General features: G+C 41.6%; 16 protein-coding genes and 1 pseudogene. 7 read left to right on the top strand and 10 right to left on the bottom strand.

Annotated elements, in window-relative coordinates; all coding sequences use genetic code 11:
* Positions 1-45 precede the first annotated feature (45 nt).
* The 4 genes from HKX39_RS00195 to HKX39_RS00180 all read left to right on the top strand — a co-directional run bounded on the left by HKX39_RS00195 (position 46) and on the right by HKX39_RS00180 (position 4,198).
* Positions 46-951: a LysR substrate-binding domain-containing protein gene (locus HKX39_RS00195; RefSeq protein ID WP_171679306.1), complete on the top strand. Its 906-nt coding sequence runs from the start codon at positions 46-48 to the stop codon at positions 949-951.
* A gap of 119 nt (positions 952-1,070) precedes the next feature.
* Positions 1,071-2,273, top strand: coding sequence for a CaiB/BaiF CoA transferase family protein (locus HKX39_RS00190; RefSeq protein WP_171679305.1), 1,203 nt, complete (start codon positions 1,071-1,073; stop codon positions 2,271-2,273).
* A 19-nt stretch (positions 2,274-2,292) separates the two neighbouring features.
* Positions 2,293-3,201 (top strand): hydroxymethylglutaryl-CoA lyase, encoded by a 909-nt coding sequence (locus tag HKX39_RS00185; protein ID WP_171679304.1) that lies wholly within the window; start codon positions 2,293-2,295, stop codon positions 3,199-3,201.
* Between the two features lie 31 nt (positions 3,202-3,232).
* Complete coding sequence (locus HKX39_RS00180; RefSeq protein ID WP_171679303.1) at positions 3,233-4,198, top strand: Bug family tripartite tricarboxylate transporter substrate binding protein; 966 nt, start codon at positions 3,233-3,235, stop codon at positions 4,196-4,198.
* A gap of 169 nt (positions 4,199-4,367) precedes the next feature.
* On the opposite strand, the gene HKX39_RS00175 is transcribed toward HKX39_RS00180, so the two are convergent.
* From HKX39_RS00175 to HKX39_RS00135, 9 genes and pseudogenes are all read right to left on the bottom strand, one after another.
* The gene (locus HKX39_RS00175; RefSeq protein WP_171679302.1) at positions 4,368-5,516 is read right to left on the bottom strand and encodes an acyl-CoA dehydrogenase family protein; all 1,149 of its coding nucleotides are present in this window, start codon (positions 5,514-5,516) and stop codon (positions 4,368-4,370) included.
* Positions 5,517-5,524: 8 nt separating this feature from the next.
* Positions 5,525-5,947, bottom strand: coding sequence for a PaaI family thioesterase (locus tag HKX39_RS00170; RefSeq protein ID WP_171679301.1), 423 nt, complete (start codon positions 5,945-5,947; stop codon positions 5,525-5,527).
* 18 nt (positions 5,948-5,965) lie between these two features.
* The gene (locus HKX39_RS00165; RefSeq protein ID WP_171679300.1) at positions 5,966-6,952 is read right to left on the bottom strand and encodes a Bug family tripartite tricarboxylate transporter substrate binding protein; all 987 of its coding nucleotides are present in this window, start codon (positions 6,950-6,952) and stop codon (positions 5,966-5,968) included.
* Positions 6,953-7,090: 138 nt separating this feature from the next.
* Entirely contained in the window at positions 7,091-8,599 is a 1,509-nt protein-coding gene (locus tag HKX39_RS00160; protein ID WP_171679865.1) for a tripartite tricarboxylate transporter permease, read from the bottom strand.
* 98 nt (positions 8,600-8,697) lie between these two features.
* Positions 8,698-9,144 (bottom strand): annotated as a pseudogene (locus tag HKX39_RS00155) (tripartite tricarboxylate transporter TctB family protein); the annotation flags it as partial.
* Between the two features lie 138 nt (positions 9,145-9,282).
* Positions 9,283-10,179 (bottom strand): aldose epimerase family protein, encoded by an 897-nt coding sequence (locus HKX39_RS00150; protein ID WP_171679298.1) that lies wholly within the window; start codon positions 10,177-10,179, stop codon positions 9,283-9,285.
* Positions 10,180-10,218: 39 nt separating this feature from the next.
* Positions 10,219-11,604, bottom strand: a complete 1,386-nt coding sequence (locus HKX39_RS00145; protein ID WP_171679297.1) for an FAD-binding oxidoreductase — start codon at positions 11,602-11,604, stop codon at positions 10,219-10,221.
* A 20-nt stretch (positions 11,605-11,624) separates the two neighbouring features.
* On the bottom strand, positions 11,625-12,983 hold the full coding sequence (locus HKX39_RS00140) for an FAD-binding oxidoreductase (protein ID WP_171679296.1): 1,359 nt from the start codon (positions 12,981-12,983) through the stop codon (positions 11,625-11,627).
* A 74-nt stretch (positions 12,984-13,057) separates the two neighbouring features.
* A complete protein-coding gene (locus HKX39_RS00135; RefSeq protein WP_171679295.1) occupies positions 13,058-13,960 on the bottom strand; it encodes a LysR family transcriptional regulator in 903 nt (300 codons plus the stop codon).
* Positions 13,961-14,100: 140 nt separating this feature from the next.
* Between HKX39_RS00135 and HKX39_RS00130 the strand changes: the two genes are divergently transcribed.
* The 3 genes from HKX39_RS00130 to pcaF are packed head-to-tail and all read left to right on the top strand — an operon-like array spanning position 14,101 to position 16,647.
* Positions 14,101-14,781 (top strand): 3-oxoacid CoA-transferase subunit A, encoded by a 681-nt coding sequence (locus tag HKX39_RS00130; RefSeq protein WP_171679294.1) that lies wholly within the window; start codon positions 14,101-14,103, stop codon positions 14,779-14,781.
* The gene (locus tag HKX39_RS00125) at positions 14,771-15,421 is read left to right on the top strand and encodes a 3-oxoacid CoA-transferase subunit B (protein ID WP_171679293.1); all 651 of its coding nucleotides are present in this window, start codon (positions 14,771-14,773) and stop codon (positions 15,419-15,421) included. Before HKX39_RS00130 ends, HKX39_RS00125 begins: the two co-directional genes overlap by 11 nt.
* 14 nt (positions 15,422-15,435) lie before the next feature.
* Positions 15,436-16,647 (top strand): 3-oxoadipyl-CoA thiolase, encoded by a 1,212-nt coding sequence (pcaF, locus tag HKX39_RS00120; RefSeq protein WP_171679292.1) that lies wholly within the window; start codon positions 15,436-15,438, stop codon positions 16,645-16,647.
* Between the two features lie 108 nt (positions 16,648-16,755).
* On the opposite strand, the gene HKX39_RS00115 is transcribed toward pcaF, so the two are convergent.
* Positions 16,756-17,931 (bottom strand): acyl-CoA dehydrogenase, encoded by a 1,176-nt coding sequence (locus HKX39_RS00115; RefSeq protein ID WP_171679291.1) that lies wholly within the window; start codon positions 17,929-17,931, stop codon positions 16,756-16,758.
* Positions 17,932-18,063: the final 132 nt, after the last annotated feature.

Raw genomic sequence — 18,063 nt, 5'->3', positions numbered from 1 at the left:
TGACCTAGGTCTTATTTTTTATGCACAGTCTTTAGCTAATCATAAATGAATCCTTATCATATTGACCCCATTACCCTCAGAGTGTTTCTTATTGCTGCTCGTCATCTCAATCTTACACGTGCAGCGACAGAAGTCCATATGACTTTGTCAGCCGTCAGTAAACGAATTTCTGAGCTTGAACATCAAACTGGTTGCATTCTTTTCCATAGAAAAGCACGGGGATTAGAGCTAACTGTTGCTGGTCAAGCACTTATAGAACACGCACAACAGATTCTTTTTAATATCCATAAGTTATCTTCAGATATGAAAGCTTTTGCAAATGGAGAGAAAGGACTTGTTCGTATCTGGGCCAACACCTCTGCTATTATTCAATTCTTACCTCAAGACCTAACAGACTTTGCACAACAGCAACCCGATATAAAGATTGCGTTAGAAGAAAAACATAGCCATGAAATTATTTCATCACTAAATCAAGAACAAATTGATATTGGTATTTTTGCCTCATCGATTGTCCCTTCATCAATCCAAACAATCACCTATCGCAAAGATAAATTAGTCCTTTTAACACCTATCAATCACCCCTTAGCATTACGAACAAGCATCGCATTTTGCGAAGCCCTTGCTTATGACTTTGTTGGACTATCCGTAGGGAGTTCATTAAATCACCTTATTCATGAAGCTAGTGTGAATACCGATTTATCTGTCCGATTTCGCGTACAAGTGAGTAGCTTTGATGCCATTTGTCGTATGGTAGCTATCGGCCTAGGAATTAGTGTTTTGCCAATTCAATCAATTTCCCAAGGTATGATAGGAAAGTCATTGCATGTTGTAGAGCTACTGGATGATTGGTCAAATCGTACATTGTGGTTAGGCATTAATCGCAATAGGCGCTTAACCCCCGAAGCCTTGAATTTATTCGAATTCTTAAAGAAAAAATCACCTTCACAATAGGATTTTCCCTAGGTAGACTTGAGATTTTGGAAAGTCTATTTCATAAAAAATTAATTTTCTTTTTACTTACCTTACTGCATGATTACAACTATATTTATCAATGATAGTAAGGGTAATGTATGTCTTTTTTTAATCGTCGTCCTCTTGATGGCATTCGTGTTCTAGAACTTGGGCAACTCATTGCAGGTCCATTTTCAACGAAAATCTTGGCGGAGTTCGGAGCTGAAGTAATTAAAATTGAACCCCCTGTTACAGGCGACCCATTAAGAAAGTGGCGTAAGCTACACAATGGCACTTCTGTGTGGTGGGCATCTCAATCTCGCAATAAAAAATCCGTCACACTTAACTTGCATAGCCAAGAAGGTCAAGACCTCATCCGTCAAATCATTAAAGATATTGACGTTGTCGTGGAGAACTTCCGTCCCGGTACCTTAGAAAAATGGGGACTCGGGTTTGATGAACTTAAAAAAATCAACCCTAAACTCGTTATGCTACGTATTTCTGGTTATGGACAAACTGGCCCTTACAAAGATAGACCTGGATTTGGGGTAGTCGGTGAAGCCATGGGAGGATTACGTCACTTAAGCGGAGAACCAGGTCGTCCTCCAGTCCGCGTTGGCGTATCCATTGGCGACTCCCTTTCTGCTTTGCATGGCGTTATCGGTGTTTTATTGGCATTAAGAGAACGTGACAAACCCGACGGAGAAGGGCAAGTTATCGATGTTGCTCTCTATGAGTCTGTCTTTAATATGATGGAAAGTCTCATTCCTGAATATGACTTTTTTAATGAAATCCGTCAACCTGCAGGTAGTAGCCTACCTGGAATCACACCAAGCAATGCCTATTTATGCGCCGATAATAAATATGCCCTCATCGCAGGCAATGGCGACAGTATCTTTAAACGTCTAATGCAATTAATAGGTCGCGATGATATGGCAGAAGACCCGCGTTTTGCTCAAAATGATGGTCGCGCACAACATGCAGAATACATCGATAGTGTCATTGGATTATGGGCTGCACAACTACCTTTGGAAAGCGTATTGCAACAACTGCATGAAGCAAAAATCCCGGCAGGCAAAATTTACGATGCAAAAGATATCGCTGAAGACCCACATTTTCTTGCTCGAGAAATGCTTATTCCAGGCGAATTGGAAGACGGTACACCTATTACACTACCAGGTATTGTTCCAAAATTAAGTGCAACACCAGGACGTGTAGACCATAAAGCACCTACGCTAGGTCAAGATAACGATGAATTCTTTAGTCAATTAGGCATTGATAAAGACACTCTAGCTAATTGGCAAAAGAATGGCATTATTTAAATAGAAGTGGTGTAAAACTATGCGAATTTATATTTCTGAAGTCTCACCTAGAGATGGTTTCCAAAACGAAAAAGTCTTTATTGAAAGTGAACAAAAAATTGCCTTCATTAATCAATTGAGTCAATGTGGTTACCACAAAATTGAAGTCACCTCATTTACATCGCCTAAGGCGATTCCTGCACTTAAAGATGCGGAATATGTGATGCATAATATCCATCGCCATCCTGACGTTATTTATTCTGCTTTAGTACCTAATCTAAGAGGTGCTGAACGAGCATTATCTTGTCAAGTTGATGAAATCAATTTAGTCATGTCTTGTAGCGAAGCTCATAATCAAAGTAACTTGCGCATGAGTCGAGAACAATCACAAGAACAATTAAAGGCGATTATTCAAGCGGTTAATCAACAATGCCAAATTAATCTTTCACTCTCTACTGCCTTTGGCTGCCCAATGCAAGGCGATGTTCCTTTTCTTGATGTCATCAATTTAGCGAAGTACTTTGCAGACCTTGGTGTGACCAAAATTACACTTTGCGATACGACAGGCATGGCGTACCCCAGCCAAGTTAAAGCTCTTTTTCAAGAGATTCAAACAGCGATAACAGGTATCGAATGGACTGCACATTTTCATAATACCCGTGGACTTGCATTAGCCAATACACTTGCTGCTTTAGAAAGTAATATCACCCACTTTGATGCTTCCTTAGGTGGTATTGGAGGATGTCCCTATGCTCCCGGTGCCTCAGGTAACACCAGCACCGAAGACTTAGTACATATGTTAGAACTGATGCATTTAGAGACTGGTATTCATTTGGAAAAGATTATGGCGACTAGCCGCCAACTTCCTACTCTCATAGGACACCCTACGGATAGCCAAATTATCAAAGCCGGGCCTCGATTAACTTTACATCCTGCTCCCGTTCAATAAGCAAGATTTCATTTTATAGGAGACATTTGTCATGAAAAAACTCTGGAAACCTCTCTTAGCAACACTATGCATTGCCCTCTCATCATCAGCGATAGCAAGTGACTATCCCAATAAAAGCATTCGCCTAATTGTACCTGCCGCACCTGGTGGTACAACAGATATTGCCGCCCGCATGATTGCTGAACCATTAGGAAAAGCATTAGGCCAATCCGTAGTTGTTGAGAACAAGCCTGGCGCAGCCGGTAAAATCGCTACACAACAATTATTACGCTCACCTGCTGATGGCTATACCTTACTTCTTCAATACTCAGGCTTCCAAGTCATTACGCCAAGCGTTGAGAAAGTAGACTGGGATCCTGTTCATGACTTTACACCTGTTGCGAATGTACTTTCTGCCCCTCAAGTACTTGTGGTGAAGAAAGACTTACCTGTTAATTCGCTCGAAGAATTAATTGCAATGGCTAAAAAAAGTCCTAACGCTCTAAACTATGCCTCTTCTGGTAACGGTGCTCTCCAACATGTCGCCACCGAACAATTAAATCAATTAGCCGGTATTAAAACAACGCATGTACCATACAAAGGTACAGGTCCAGCTCTAACCGATTTACTCGCTGGAAGTATTGACTTTACCATTACTACACCGCCTCCTTTATTAGCACACATTGAGGCAGGGGCTTTAAAGGCCTTAGCCGTCACTCATGATAAACGGATAGCCTCATTGCCTAATACATCAACAACAGTTGAAGCAGGATACCCTGATTTAATAATTTCTTCATGGTTTGCCATGTATGCGCCTAAAGATTTACCTGCTCCTATTCTGGAAAAATTAAGCTCCACCATTAAGGACATTATGCAAAGTGAGGATTACAAACAAAAAGCAGCTAAACAAGGAGCTGAGGCAGTATATATGAATCCTCAAGAACTTAAACAATATACTGCTCAAGAGGTAGAGCGTTGGAAAAAGGTCATTGACACAGCCGGGATTAAAGCTGATTAATTAACTTACCATTAGAAAAAGGACCTCTTATGCACAAGAGGTCCTCCTGTTTTTGTGATTAAGCCTATTGGGTTACTCTAGATTACATAATAAAATTAAATTCATTTGAGATAAGAGTTTTTATATCTCGAGTATTAAAAGGATTTTTTATTCTTTTCCCTATCCTAATCTACACCCCATTCTTAATCAAATCTTTAGCAATAATCACCTGCTGAATCTGCGATGTACCCTCATATAATCTAAATAAACGTACATCACGATAAAAGCGTTCAATACCATATTCAGAAATATAGCCCGCACCACCAAAGATTTGTACTGCTCTATCCGCCACACGACAGCACATCTCTGTCGCAAAATATTTTGCACACGAAGCCAATGTAGACACATTCTCTCCTGTATCACGACGTCTAGCTGCATCCAAAATCATACTCTCTGCGGCATAAATTTCCATCTTGCTATCAGCCAGCATACCTTGAATCAATTGGAAATCGACAATCGCCTGACCAAATTGTTTACGATCTTTGGCGTATGCTAAAGCATCCTTTAACATACGTTTAGCTGCACCGGTCGCAATAGAGGCAATATGTAAGCGACCTTTATCTAAGACTTTCATCGCTGTTTTAAAGCCTTGTCCTTCTTTTAGTCCAATTAGCTGTTCTTTGGGTACACGACAATTTTCAAAAATCACATCAGCGGTATGAGCGCCTTTTTGTCCCATCTTAACATCTCGTTTTCCGATAGACACCCCGGGAGTATTTGCTTCAACCACAAACGCCGAAATACCTTTCGCTCCCGGTTCATTAGAGGTACGCGCCATCACCGTAAAAATACCTGCATGTGGGGCATTGGTAATAAAGCGCTTGGTACCATTTAACACATAATAATCACCCTCTAGAACAGCGGTAGTTTTCACAGAACCAGCATCAGAACCCGCGTCTGGCTCTGTTAATGCAAAAGATGCAATTAACTCTCCCGCTGCTAACTGAGGTAAATATTTTTGTTTTTGCTCTTCGGTACCATCAATCACCAGACCACTACTACCAATACCATTATTAGTACCAATATAAGAGCGGAATGCAGGGGATGTTTGACCTAAAAGAAAGCCTAATCTAACCTCTTCCTCCATCGTCAAGCCTAAACCACCGTAAGCCTCTGGGATGGTTAAACCAAAAAGTCCCAACTCTTTCATTTGTTGGATAATATCCGCTGGGATTTCATCCGTTTCAGCGACAATGTTTTCAGCAGGAACAAGCACCTCTTGAACAAAGCGCTCAATCGTACTTTCCAAAATATTCTGTGTCTCTAAATCTCTAATCATTGTACTTCCTATTCTTTTTTAGGCATGACGCTAAATATCGCGTCTGCTGTAAACACCAATGTATCTCCATTTAAGATACGACAAGTGGCAAACAAAAGCTTTTTTCCCACTTTATTAAACTGCACAGTAGCTTCTAACCAATCTCCCTCTTTAGAAGAGGCAAGAAATTGTCCAGAAAAACTAACAGTGACATTCGTGACAGGGATATCAAAATAGCTAAGGATGGCGTCACCAAACGCATTATCTGCCAATGTCATATAAACGCCACCATGTGTTAAGCGAATCTTATTTAAATGATGATGCCCTACCCGTAACCCCAACGCGATATGCTTACCATTCTCCTTTTTTTCATAATAAGGTCCGGATAAATCCGAAAAAGGACTATCTCTATCTAGTTTCTCAAATCCTGCCGGTATAGCAATCTCACTCATCTATCATGCTCCTCAGTATTAATCAACGCTGATATTGCCTTGTTTGACAACATCTGACCAGCGGTTAATTTCTGATGAAATAAATTGACCAAATTGTTCTGGGGTATTAGGCTCAAAAACGACGCCTAAGCCTTTTAATTTTTCTTGAACATCTGGTTTTTTAAGCATATTATGCACAACCTGATTAATCTTTTCCCTGATTTCTTTAGGCGTACCTGCTGGCGCAACTAATCCAAACCATGAACTAAGATTGTATTCTGGGTAACCTAACTCTTTTAACGTTGGCACATCAGGGAAAGTATCAGAACGTTGTGCTGTCGTCACCGCAAAGGCCTTAAGCTTACCCGAACGAATATGCGGCGCAGCGGCTGGCATATTCTCAAAGTTCAAATGTGTTTGTCCACCCAATAAAGCCGTCAATGCTGGCGCACTACCATTAAAAGGGATATGCAGCATATCAATACCAGCTTGCTGTTTAAACAACTCCGCCGCTAGGTGAATCGAAGAACCGGAACCACTTGAACCATAAATGACTTTTTCTGGGTTCGCTTTAGCATAATCCACCAACTCACTTACTGAATGAAAAGGTGCACTAGGATTAACTATCAACACATTAGGAATCTTAGCGACCAACACAACAGGATCAAAATCTTTATTAATATCAAACTTAACGTTTTTATACAAAGACTGATTAATTGTTGAGGTAATCGCCATCATCAATAAGGTATAGCCGTCACCCTTAGCACGCTTGACTTCTTCAGTACCGATATTACTTCCTGCACCGGGCTTATTTTCTACCACAAAGCTTTGACCTAAGGTTTCACTTAGTTCTTTACCAACAAGTCGCGCCAATACATCTGTTGTGCCACCTGCACTAAATCCGACGACAATACGTACGGGCTTTTCTGGGTAAGTATCGCTCGCCATACTCATTGTCATTGGGATAAGACTTAATGCTAAGCTACCAAGGATACGTTTATATCCTCTTTGAATTGTTTTATTCATGCTGTCTCCATGATTGATTTATATCTAAAATATTCTTTTTATATCTTGACCTATTTTTTAGATTTAAAACAGTTAGTAAAACCCCCAAATTAAAACCCCTGAAATACTCAGATGTACTTCAGGGGAAACTGTTAATTTTTAGTCTTCTTCAACGAATGTTTCCTCTCGTTTTTTACGGATAGTCGGTGAGACTACCATAAGCACCAAGAGCAATGCCATCAACAATAGCACCATCGATAATGGACGGCTAATAAAGGTTGTATAGTCACCGCGAGAGAAGAGCAATGCGCGACGGAAGTTTTCTTCCATCATAGGGCCTAACACAAGACCCAATAGCAACGGTGCACCCTCACACTTCAACTTACTCCAAATATAACCAATCACACCAAAGATACCCATCATATAGATATCAAAAACGTTATAGTTAAGTGAATACACGCCAATAGCGCAGAATAGAAGGATGGCAGGGAATAAGATACGATAAGGTACTTTTAAGAGTTTGACCCATAAACCCACCAGTGGTAAGTTTAAGATGACTAACATTAAGTTACCTACCCACATTGACACAATCAACCCCCAGAAAAGTTCTGGATGAGAGGACATCACCTGGGGGCCAGGTTGAATATTATGGATAGTCATCGCACCAACCATCAATGCCATGACAGCATTACCAGGAATACCTAGTGTCAATAAAGGAATAAACGACGTCTGTGCTGCTGCGTTATTGGCCGATTCTGGACCAGCTAAACCTGCTGGATGCCCTTTACCAAAGCGCTGTGGCTCATTCGATAGTTTCTTTTCTAGTGTATAAGAAGCAAAGGCCGATAATACCGCACCACCACCAGGCAGGATACCTAAAGCAGAACCTAAGGCTGTACCACGAATAATCGCTGGTGTTGCTTCTTTGATTTCTTGGCGATTTGGATATAAAGAACCCAATTTATCGGTAATATCAACTCGCTGCTCCCGTTGCGCAAGATTATTCATGATCTCTGCTAAACCGAAGACACCCATCGCCACTACAGCAAAATCAATACCGTCTTGTAACTCAGGAATACCAAAGTCAAAACGAGCCACACCCGAGTTTACATCCGTACCAATCATACCGAGTAGTAAACCAAGCACAATCATACATACGGCTTTTAACAATGAGCCAGAAGCAAGAACGACGGCACCAATCAATCCTAATACCATCAAAGAGAAGTATTCAGCAGGACCAAACTTGAAGGCAATTTCAGCTAAAGGAGGTGCAAAACCTGCTAATAATAAGGTAGCCACACAACCTGCAAAGAAAGAACCCAAAGCAGCCAATGCCAATGCCGCGCCTGCTCGTCCTCGTTTTGCCATCTGGTGTCCATCAAGCACGGTAACGACGGCGGAAGTCTCTCCAGGTAAGGCTACCAAAATAGCTGTCGTTGATCCACCATACTGTGCACCATAATAAATACCCGCTAGCATAATCAAACCAGCAACCGGAGGAAGCACATACGTTAATGGCAATAACATCGCAATGGTCGGTACTGGACCAATGCCGGGTAATACCCCAATCAATGTACCTAACAAACAGCCTAACAAGGCATATAAAAGATTCTCAGGCGTAATCGCAACAGACAAGCCTAGTGCTAAGTTAGAAAATAAATCTACCATCATTAACCTCTCACACGGCGCACAATAAGAACAACACCGATAATTAGTGCCACAGGGATTAAAATCAGTGCAAAGACAGGCCACTCAGAAATAGCCACAGGGTAATAAGGGAACACTAGCCCTAAGCCCTTAACAAAGGCAAAAAAGGTAAATGCCAACAAAAAGATAGCATTACCAATAGCTACTTTAAGGCTGAATTCATAGCTAGCTAAGCTACTTACTAGCACTAAAAAGGCTAATGCAACAAAAATGCCAAGATAATTCATCATTAATGCAAAGGCAAATAAAGAACCAATGATTAAAAATAAAATATCAAAATCAAACTTAGCTATTTTATGCTCTTCTTCTATCTCTCCTTTTAAGGCACCCAAAGTTAAAATAGCCCCTAAAATAGCTAATAAAACCCCTAGCCAAAATGGAAAATAACCTGCCCCCATGCGAGCAGCAGTACCCATGTTATAGCTAGTAGCATGATAAGCAAAGAAAAAGCCAAGTACCACAAACATAATACCTGACCAAAAGTTTTGCTGGTGTTTAATCATCATTCTTTATTCCTTATACAGCGGGAATTAATCAAAAATCTGTAACAGATTACAACCGTCTAGCATACTAAAAAAATATTCCCTAAACTATCGGTAAAAGTACCGAGCAGGCTGGATTTTCTGTTAAAAAAGTAGCAAAAATCAGTAAAAAGCTGGCTTCAAACAAAAATAAGTTTTAAGCTTATTGCCTGTAGCTATATCTAATCCACCGATATTTTGCCTTGGAAATTTTTCACGCAAATTAAAACTATCGGTGATATTGCCAAAAGGTTCTGCACAAAACCAAGTTTCGCCGGTTGGGTTATAAAGCACAAAAAAATCCATCGGAGTACTAACGGTATAAGACAATCGACGATTGGACCACTCAATCGTCGCAGACTTATCCCAACCCGTAAAAATAGTGTCCCAAGAGCCTTCTTGCACCGGATACCCCATCGCTAGTCGTTGCACTAACGGATGATTGTCTAAATGCGTCGGCATTAATTCATCATCACTAAACCAAGCTTGCTGAACATGGGCATAAAGCGTAGTTTCTCCATCAATCGGAAAGAACGGATGATGTCCCATGCTAAAGGGCATTACCTCTAATCCTGTATTTTGCACTTCTACATCAATAGAAAGCCCATCTTCAGTCAAATGGTAAGTTTGCACCATGTCAAATGAAAAAGGCCACTCCTCAGTAGCTTGATGTACAAATCGCAATACTAGACAGTCCTGCGTCTGCTCAACAATCTGCCACGGCATATCGCGCGTAAAGCCGTGCATACTATGGGCTAATCCAGTGATACGGCTAGGATAATGAATCGTTTTGCCGTGATAGTCAAAACGACCATTCTGAATACGCCCAGCCCAAGGTGCCATGAGGAAACTGGCCATTCCGCTAATATCCCCTTGTGCTATCGCCTGAGAGGTCGCTGGACGTAAAAAATCATACCAGACATTATCACATTCAACAGCATAACGACTAATCGCTGCACCTAATTCAGGAACCACTTGTAAAAGCTGTCCATATGCCAATAATGTCACTACTTTTACCATAACCTTTTCCGATTCACTTATAACGCAATGGTTATACAACTATTCCCAAGAAAAAATTTTACCGGGGTTTAAAATATTTTTTGGGTCTAAAGCATGCTTCACTCGTCGCATCATATCAACAACCGGCAGACCCAATTCTTCTTTTAAAAATTCCATTTTATGAATGCCAATTCCATGCTCGCCAGTACAAGTTCCATCCATTGCAATGGCTCGTTGCACCAAACGATGATTTAATGCTTCTGCTTGTGCACGTTCCTCATCATTATTCGGATCAATCATCATCAAGACATGAAAGTTACCATCCCCTACATGACCTAACATCGTCCAAGGAAACTGGATTGCTTTCAAATCCTCTGCTGTTTCTCTCACACATCGAGCCAAAGCCGAGATAGGTACACATACATCGGTTGTGATACTCCGTGAATTAGGACGTAATTGTAGACTCGCAAAATACGCATTATGCCGAGCCGTCCAAAGACGAGAGCGCTCTTCTGTTTTGTTTGCCCACTCAAAATCAGCCCCTCCACACTCTTGTGCCAGCTCTTTAATCAAACTGATTTGCTCTTGGATTCCCGTCGAAGACCCATGAAACTCAAAGAATAGGGTCGGTAATTCTTTTAAGCCTAAATGACTATATTGATTAACCGCTTTGATAGCATTAGCATCCAAAAATTCTACACGCCCAATATTCGTACCGCTTTGACGAATCATTACCGTACAATTAACAGCGTCTTCTAAACTTGGGAAAGCACATACCGCAGCGATAATTTCTTCGGGAACGGGATAAACTTTCAGCGTAACTTCAACCACAATCCCTAATGTACCTTCACTACCAATAAATAAACGCGTCAAATCATAACCTGCGGATGATTTTGCTGCTCGACTACTGGTACGAATTAATTCGCCACTTGCTGTGACCACTTTGAGTGATAATACATTCTCTCGCATCGTTCCATACTTGACGGCAGTCGTCCCTGACGCTCGTGTACTCACCATCCCCCCAATAGAGGCATTAGCACCAGGATCAATTGGGAAATACAAACCTGTATGGCGAATTTCATCGTTGAGTTGATGACGTAAAACGCCCGGCTCTACCGTGACAGTAAAGTCTTGATCATCCACCGATAAGACTTTATTCATTTCACTTAGGTCTAATGTAATCCCCCCATGAATAGGAAGAATATGCCCTTCGATAGAAGTACCAGCACCAAACGCCACCACAGGAATACTATGTGTATGGCATAACTTTACCGCCTTAACCACATCATCAACTGAGCGCGCAAAAATCACCGCATCAGGCAGTGTTTTATCATAAGCCGACTCATCGCGTGCATGATGCTCTCGCACCGATAAGCTCGTCACGAACTGTGTACCAAAAGCTTTTTCGAACTCTTCTTGGATGGTTGGGGTTAATGTGTTATGCATTTTGTTCCTCTAAATTTAAACTATTCTACTACTCGAGCTTTATTTAATAGATTATCTGAGTTGATTAACTCTCTGATTTTTTGCATTAATTTAATTTGCTCAGGACTGCGGCTGTAATGTAAAAATGGCTTTTTAATACGACCAATACCATGCTCTGCTGTAATACTACCACCATACAATGCGGTTAATTGATACACCAAATCCTCGACAGGCAATAACTCTTCCTCAGTCAATTTCCCTGTTAATAAATGCAGATTACCATCACCCAAATGACCGAAAAATAAATTCATCGCATGGGGGTATTTAGCTTGTAAGGCTTGCTCCGTTTTTTCAATAAACTCTTGCATATGCTTTAAAGGAATACCAATATCAAAGGCGACAAAATGTTTCATAATACGTAAGGTTTCGCCACTCGCATCACGAATATGCCAAAGACCTTTTGCTTGTTCCTCACTCTGCGGAATAATAACATCTTGCAATAAACCACTCTCCAATTGCTGCTCTAAAAAAGTCGTCAACTTGGTATCTAGTCCCTCCGCTGCACCTTCTGCCTCTAACAACACATAAATAGGGTATTGCCCATCAAACGGAATTGCTTTATTCGCCACTTGGGCAGCAGTTTTTAAATAATTATCCCACATCACCTCAAAGCTGGATAACTCCGCCATACTCGCTCTCGCTTCTTTCAATAATACCGTCACGTCAGCAAATGACTTTAACGCCGCTAAGGCACTATACACAGCTGCAGGCTTTGGAAATAAGCGCACACAAGCACGGGTAATCACACCATAACGCCCCTCGGTTCCAATAAAGAGATGTTTTAAATCTAAACCAGTATTATTTTTGATGACTCGATTTAGCATATTAAGTACCGTACCATCAGGTAACACCACCTCTAACCCTAGGACCAACTCCCTCGTCGTCCCATAACGAAAGACCTTATTCCCTCCCGCATTAGTTGCAATATTACCGCCTATCTGGCAAGAACCACGCGCCCCTAAATCAAGCGGAAAATACCAGCCTTGTTCTAACACGGCTTGTTGTAATTGTTCTAAGACAACACCTGCTTGAACAATCGCTGTCCCGCCTACCGTATCAATTTCTTCAATCTGATTCATTCGTTCTAACGAGATAACGACATCGCCCTCATCAGGACATGCTCCGCCTGCCAATCCCGTTAAGCCACCCTGAATGGTATAGTTTTTTTGATGTGCAACACACGCTTTTATACAAGCTGCCACTTCCTCTGTAGAAGCAGGACGCAACACAATAGCAGGTAAGGCTGATGTAAAGCCACTACTATCACTTGTATATTTTTGCAGTTGATCAATATCTGTAATGGAAGAAATAAAGGAGAGTTGAGAAATAAAAGCGTTCATCAGAAGAATATTTATCAAGTAATCGAATAGCCTCATTATAAGCGACTTTATGAGGCGATAACAGCCTACAAATACTATTCCTCAGCACGATAAACCGATTTAGCAATATCTTTGATTTGCTGCACAATAGGACTTTTATCAAAGGCTCGCGTATTCATCACCACATGCACTTTGGCGGCTGCCTCTGTTAGCGGTAGATAAGTAATATCGGATCGTTGAAGTTTTTCAAAACTGGCTGGCACAATACATACCCCTTCTCCAGCTGCCACTAAACCTAACGCTAACTGTAACTCCCTTGTTTGAATTACTTTTTGCGGCTTTAATCCTACCGACTGAAAAACTCGCAAAACAATATCAGCAAAGCTAGGGCGTGGATGCTCGGGAAATACTATTAAGGGTACCTCAACCAAATCTACCAAACGGATACCCTCTTCCTTATCCAATAGCTCGGTCATATGATTTGGAATAGCGACATATAAACCCTCTTCAAACAATACCTCACTAGACACACTAGCATCATGTAATTGCAATCGCCCAAAGCCCACATCTATCGTTCCAGCTTTTAAGCCTGCAATTTGAGCCATCGTCGTCATTTCTTGCAAATGAATATCTACATCTTGTAGCTCTTCTTTAACTGTTTTAAAAACTGTTGGCAAAGCCGTATATAAAGAGGAAGCGACAAAGGCAATCGTCACAACCTTATCCTTATCCATGCCACCTATCTTTTTGGTCATCACCACAGCTTCTGTGGCCGCCGCTAATAAACTTTTGCTTTTACCATAGAAAAAATCACCTGCATCTGTCAATTCCATGGGTCGACTATTGCGTACGATAAGTTCAACCTCTAAAAAGTCTTCTAACTCTTTAATATGCTTGCTTAATGCTGGCTGAGCAATACGAAGCGTTTCTGCCGCTTTAGTAAAACTCTTTTTCTCAACCAATGTCACAAAATATTTTAGTTTTCTTAAGTTCAGCATAAATAACCTTTTAGTTATGATTTATTGCTAAATCTATATTAGACATCTAAAAAAATATCAAACATAATGTATTTTAATGTTAAATCATAACAAAAAAACTATTTAAGAAAACCATCCTTAAATGGTGTAAGGAGATAATAATGATAGATAAAACCAGTGAAGATATACGTGCTGTCATCAGCCAAATTCATGACGGTGCTACTGTCATGACGAGTGGTTTCGGTGTTGCAGGTAAGCCTTTTGAGCTGATTGATGCACTTGTCCAACATGGTGCCAAAGATTTAACCATTGTCAGCAATAATGCAGGCAATGCAGAGTATGGCTTAGCAGCACTATTAAAAGCGGGTCAAGTACGTAAAATCATCTGCTCTTATCCTCGTCAAGCCGATTCCTATGTATTTGATGAACTCTATCGTGCTAATAAAATTGAGCTTGAACTCGTTCCCCAAGGAACCTTAGTATGCCGCATTGAAGCAGCGGCGATGGGATTAGGCGCCGTTTTTACACCAACAGGTTATGGCACACTACTCGCTGAGGGCAAAGAAACTCGAGAAATTGATGGCAAGCATTATGTACTCGAATATCCTATCAAAGCTGATTTTGCCCTTGTCCGCGCCTACCAAGGCGATCGCTGGGGTAATCTGACTTACCGCAAAGCAGGACGTAACTTTGGTCCTATCATGGCAGCCGCCGCAAAATGCACGATTGCTCAAGTCCAAGAAGTTGTTGCTCTTGGTGATTTAAACCCAGAACATATCGTCACACCGGGCATTTTTGTCCAGCACGTTGTCGAAACAGGAGTACCTCATTATGACTTTTAAACCACTTACCCGTGACGAAGTTGCTAAGCGCGTTGCACAAGATATTGAAGAAGGCATGTACGTTAATCTCGGTATTGGTTTACCTACTCGCGTGTCTAACTATCTTCCTGCCGATAAAGAAATCATTCTTCATAGTGAAAATGGGATGCTGGGAATGGGTGGCGCACCGCATGAAAAAGAGCGTGACATGGACTTAATCAATGCAAGTAAAGAATATATTACGCTACTAAAGGGTGGGGCTTTTTTCCACCATGGAGACTCTTTTGCTATGATGCGAGGCGGTCATCTCGACTTATGTATTCTCGGTGCGTTCCAAGTATCCGAACGTGGCGACTTGGCTAACTGGCATACAGGTGCACCCGGCGCTATTCCTGCTGTCGGTGGAGCGATGGATTTAGCCGTTGGTGCGAAAAAGGTGTATGTCGCGATGGAACATGTCACCAAAAACAAAGAGCCAAAGATTGTGAAATCATGCTCATATCCATTAACAGGTCTTGCTTGCGTAGATCGCATTTATACAGATTTAGCCGTTATTGATGTCAAGCCCGAGGGGCTCGTCGTCATTGAGATGGTGCCGGGACTGTCTTTTGAAGAACTTCAACAACTCACCGATGCCCCTTTAATTAATGCTACCAAATAACAAAAGGACTTATTATGTTAAACAATGCGTATATTATTGATGCTATTCGTACACCTATCGGTCGTTATGGCGGTGGTTTATCAACGGTGAGAGCTGATGATTTGGCGGCTATCCCTCTTGAATACCTTAAAAATAAACACTCTCAAATTGACTGGTCTCAAATTGATGATGTTATTCTCGGTTGTGCTAACCAAGCAGGTGAAGATAACCGTAATGTTGCTCGTATGGCTGCATTATTAGCAGGTTTCCCTGTAGAGGTCGGTGGCAATACGATTAACCGTTTATGTGGTTCAGGCTTAGATGCTATCGGTACAGCCGCTCGAGCCATCAAAACAGGTGAACAACACCTAGTCATTGCTGGTGGCGTTGAAAGCATGACACGAGCTCCTTTTGTCATGGGCAAAGGCAATACAGCTTTTAGTCGTGAGCAGAAAATTGAAGATACGACGATTGGTTGGCGACTCATCAACCCACGAATGAAGTCCTTATACGGTGTTGATTCTATGCCCGAGACAGCGGAAAATGTTGCTACGGACTATAACATTAATCGCGAAGACCAAGATAAATTTGCACTAGAAAGCCAACAACGTGCTGCCCGTGCTCAACAGGCTGGTATTTTTGCTGAAGAAATCGTGCCAGTTTCTATCCCTCAACGCAAAGGAGATCCTATCATCATCAAAGATGACGAGCATCTTCGCCCAGAAACTACTTTAGAAGGTCTTGCAAAATTAAAACCCATTACAAAACCTGACGGTACCATTACCGCTGGTAATGCCTCGGGTGTCAATGACGGTGCTTGTGCGCTCTTATTAGCCTCTGATGAGGCAGTTAAGACCTATCAATTAAAACCTCGTGCACGTATTATTGGGATGGCAACCGCAGGTCTTGCTCCTCGTATTATGGGCTATGGCCCTGTACCTGCCGTAAGAAAACTCCTCAAACAAACTGGCCTGACTATCGAACAGATGGATGTCATCGAATTAAATGAGGCATTTGCGGCACAAGCACTAGCTGTGCTACGTGACTTAGGCTTACCTGATAATGCATCACATGTGAATCCAAATGGTGGAGCTATTGCTCTTGGTCATCCTCTAGGTGCCTCAGGCGCACGCTTAGTCACTACGGCATTGCATCAACTAGAGCGTACCAAAGGTAAATATGCACTTTGTAGCATGTGTATTGGTGTAGGGCAAGGTATTGCTTTAATTATTGAGCGTATTGAATAACATACTCAACACCATGGGGTAAATTCTCCTCCCTCACCACACCAGCAAAAAGGCGAGAGATTAACACTATCTCTCGCCTTGCTTTATAAACTACGTAGAACTAATACTCTACGCAAACGCTTGTAAGCCTGTCTGAGCACGTCCTAAAATCAGTGCATGTACATCATGCGTTCCTTCGTAAGTATTGACGGCTTCTAGATTCATCACATGACGGATAACATGGAACTCGTCAGAAATACCATTACCACCATGCATATCACGAGCAATACGGGCAATATCTAATGCTTTGCCGCAGTTATTGCGCTTAATCAATGAAATCATCTCTGGTGCAGCACGATCCTCATCCATCAGACGACCTACACGTAGCGCCGCTTGAAGTCCTAAAGCAATCTCTGTTTGCATATTAGCGAGTTTCAATTGAACAATTTGAGTAGCAGCTAATGGGCGATTAAATTGAATACGGTCTAAGGTGTATTGACGAGCAGCCTGCCAACAAAACTCGGCAGCCCCCATAGCACCCCATGCAATACCGTAACGTGCTTTATTCAGACAACCAAAAGGACCTTTTAATCCTCGGATTTCAGGGAATGCATTCTCCTCTGGGACAAAGACTTCATCCATCACTATTTCACCTGTAATAGAGGCACGTAAAGAAAATTTGCCTTCAATCTTAGGGGTACTTAAACCTTTCATACCTCGTTCTAGTACAAAGCCTCGGATTTCACCCTCATCATCCTTTGCCCATACGACGAGGACGTCAGCAATTGGACTATTAGTAATCCACATTTTATTGCCTGTTAATGAGTACCCTCCCTCCACTTTACGAGCACGTGTTTGCATACTTCCCGGATCAGACCCAGCATTTGGCTCTGTTAAACCAAAACATCCCACCCATTCACCTTTAGCTAATTTAGGGAGATATTTTTGTTTTTGGGCTTCTGTACCATAAGCATAAATAGGATGCATCACGAGGCTAGATTGAACACTCATGGCAGAACGATATCCCGAATCTACGCGTTCAACCGCACGCGCAATTAAACCATAAGCAACCGAAGACATCCCTGCACATTCATAACCTTCAATCGTACATCCTAATAAGCCTAGCTCACCCATTTTAACCATCAGCTCACGGTCAAAATGTTCATGTCGATTAGCCTCACGAATACCTGGCATAAGCACTTCTTGACAAAAAGCCTCTGCGGTATCCGATACCATACGTTCTTCTTCGGTAAGTTGATCCGTTAATAAAAAAGGGTCTTGCCAATTAAATGGGGCTCGCGACATCACTCCGTCTCCTATGATGAAAATCTAAAGAATATTCTTCTGAAAAATACTCATATCTTAATCAGATTAACACAATCAAGCAAGAGCATAAAAACCCCTACTACATGCCTTTAAAGAGTTGCAAACAATTCA

The organism is Pelistega suis (assembly GCF_013133795.1).
Lineage (GTDB): Bacteria > Pseudomonadota > Gammaproteobacteria > Burkholderiales > Burkholderiaceae_B > Taylorella > Taylorella suis.
Note: the sequence above shows the minus strand (reverse complement) of the source record. Positions and strands in the feature narration are given on the sequence as shown.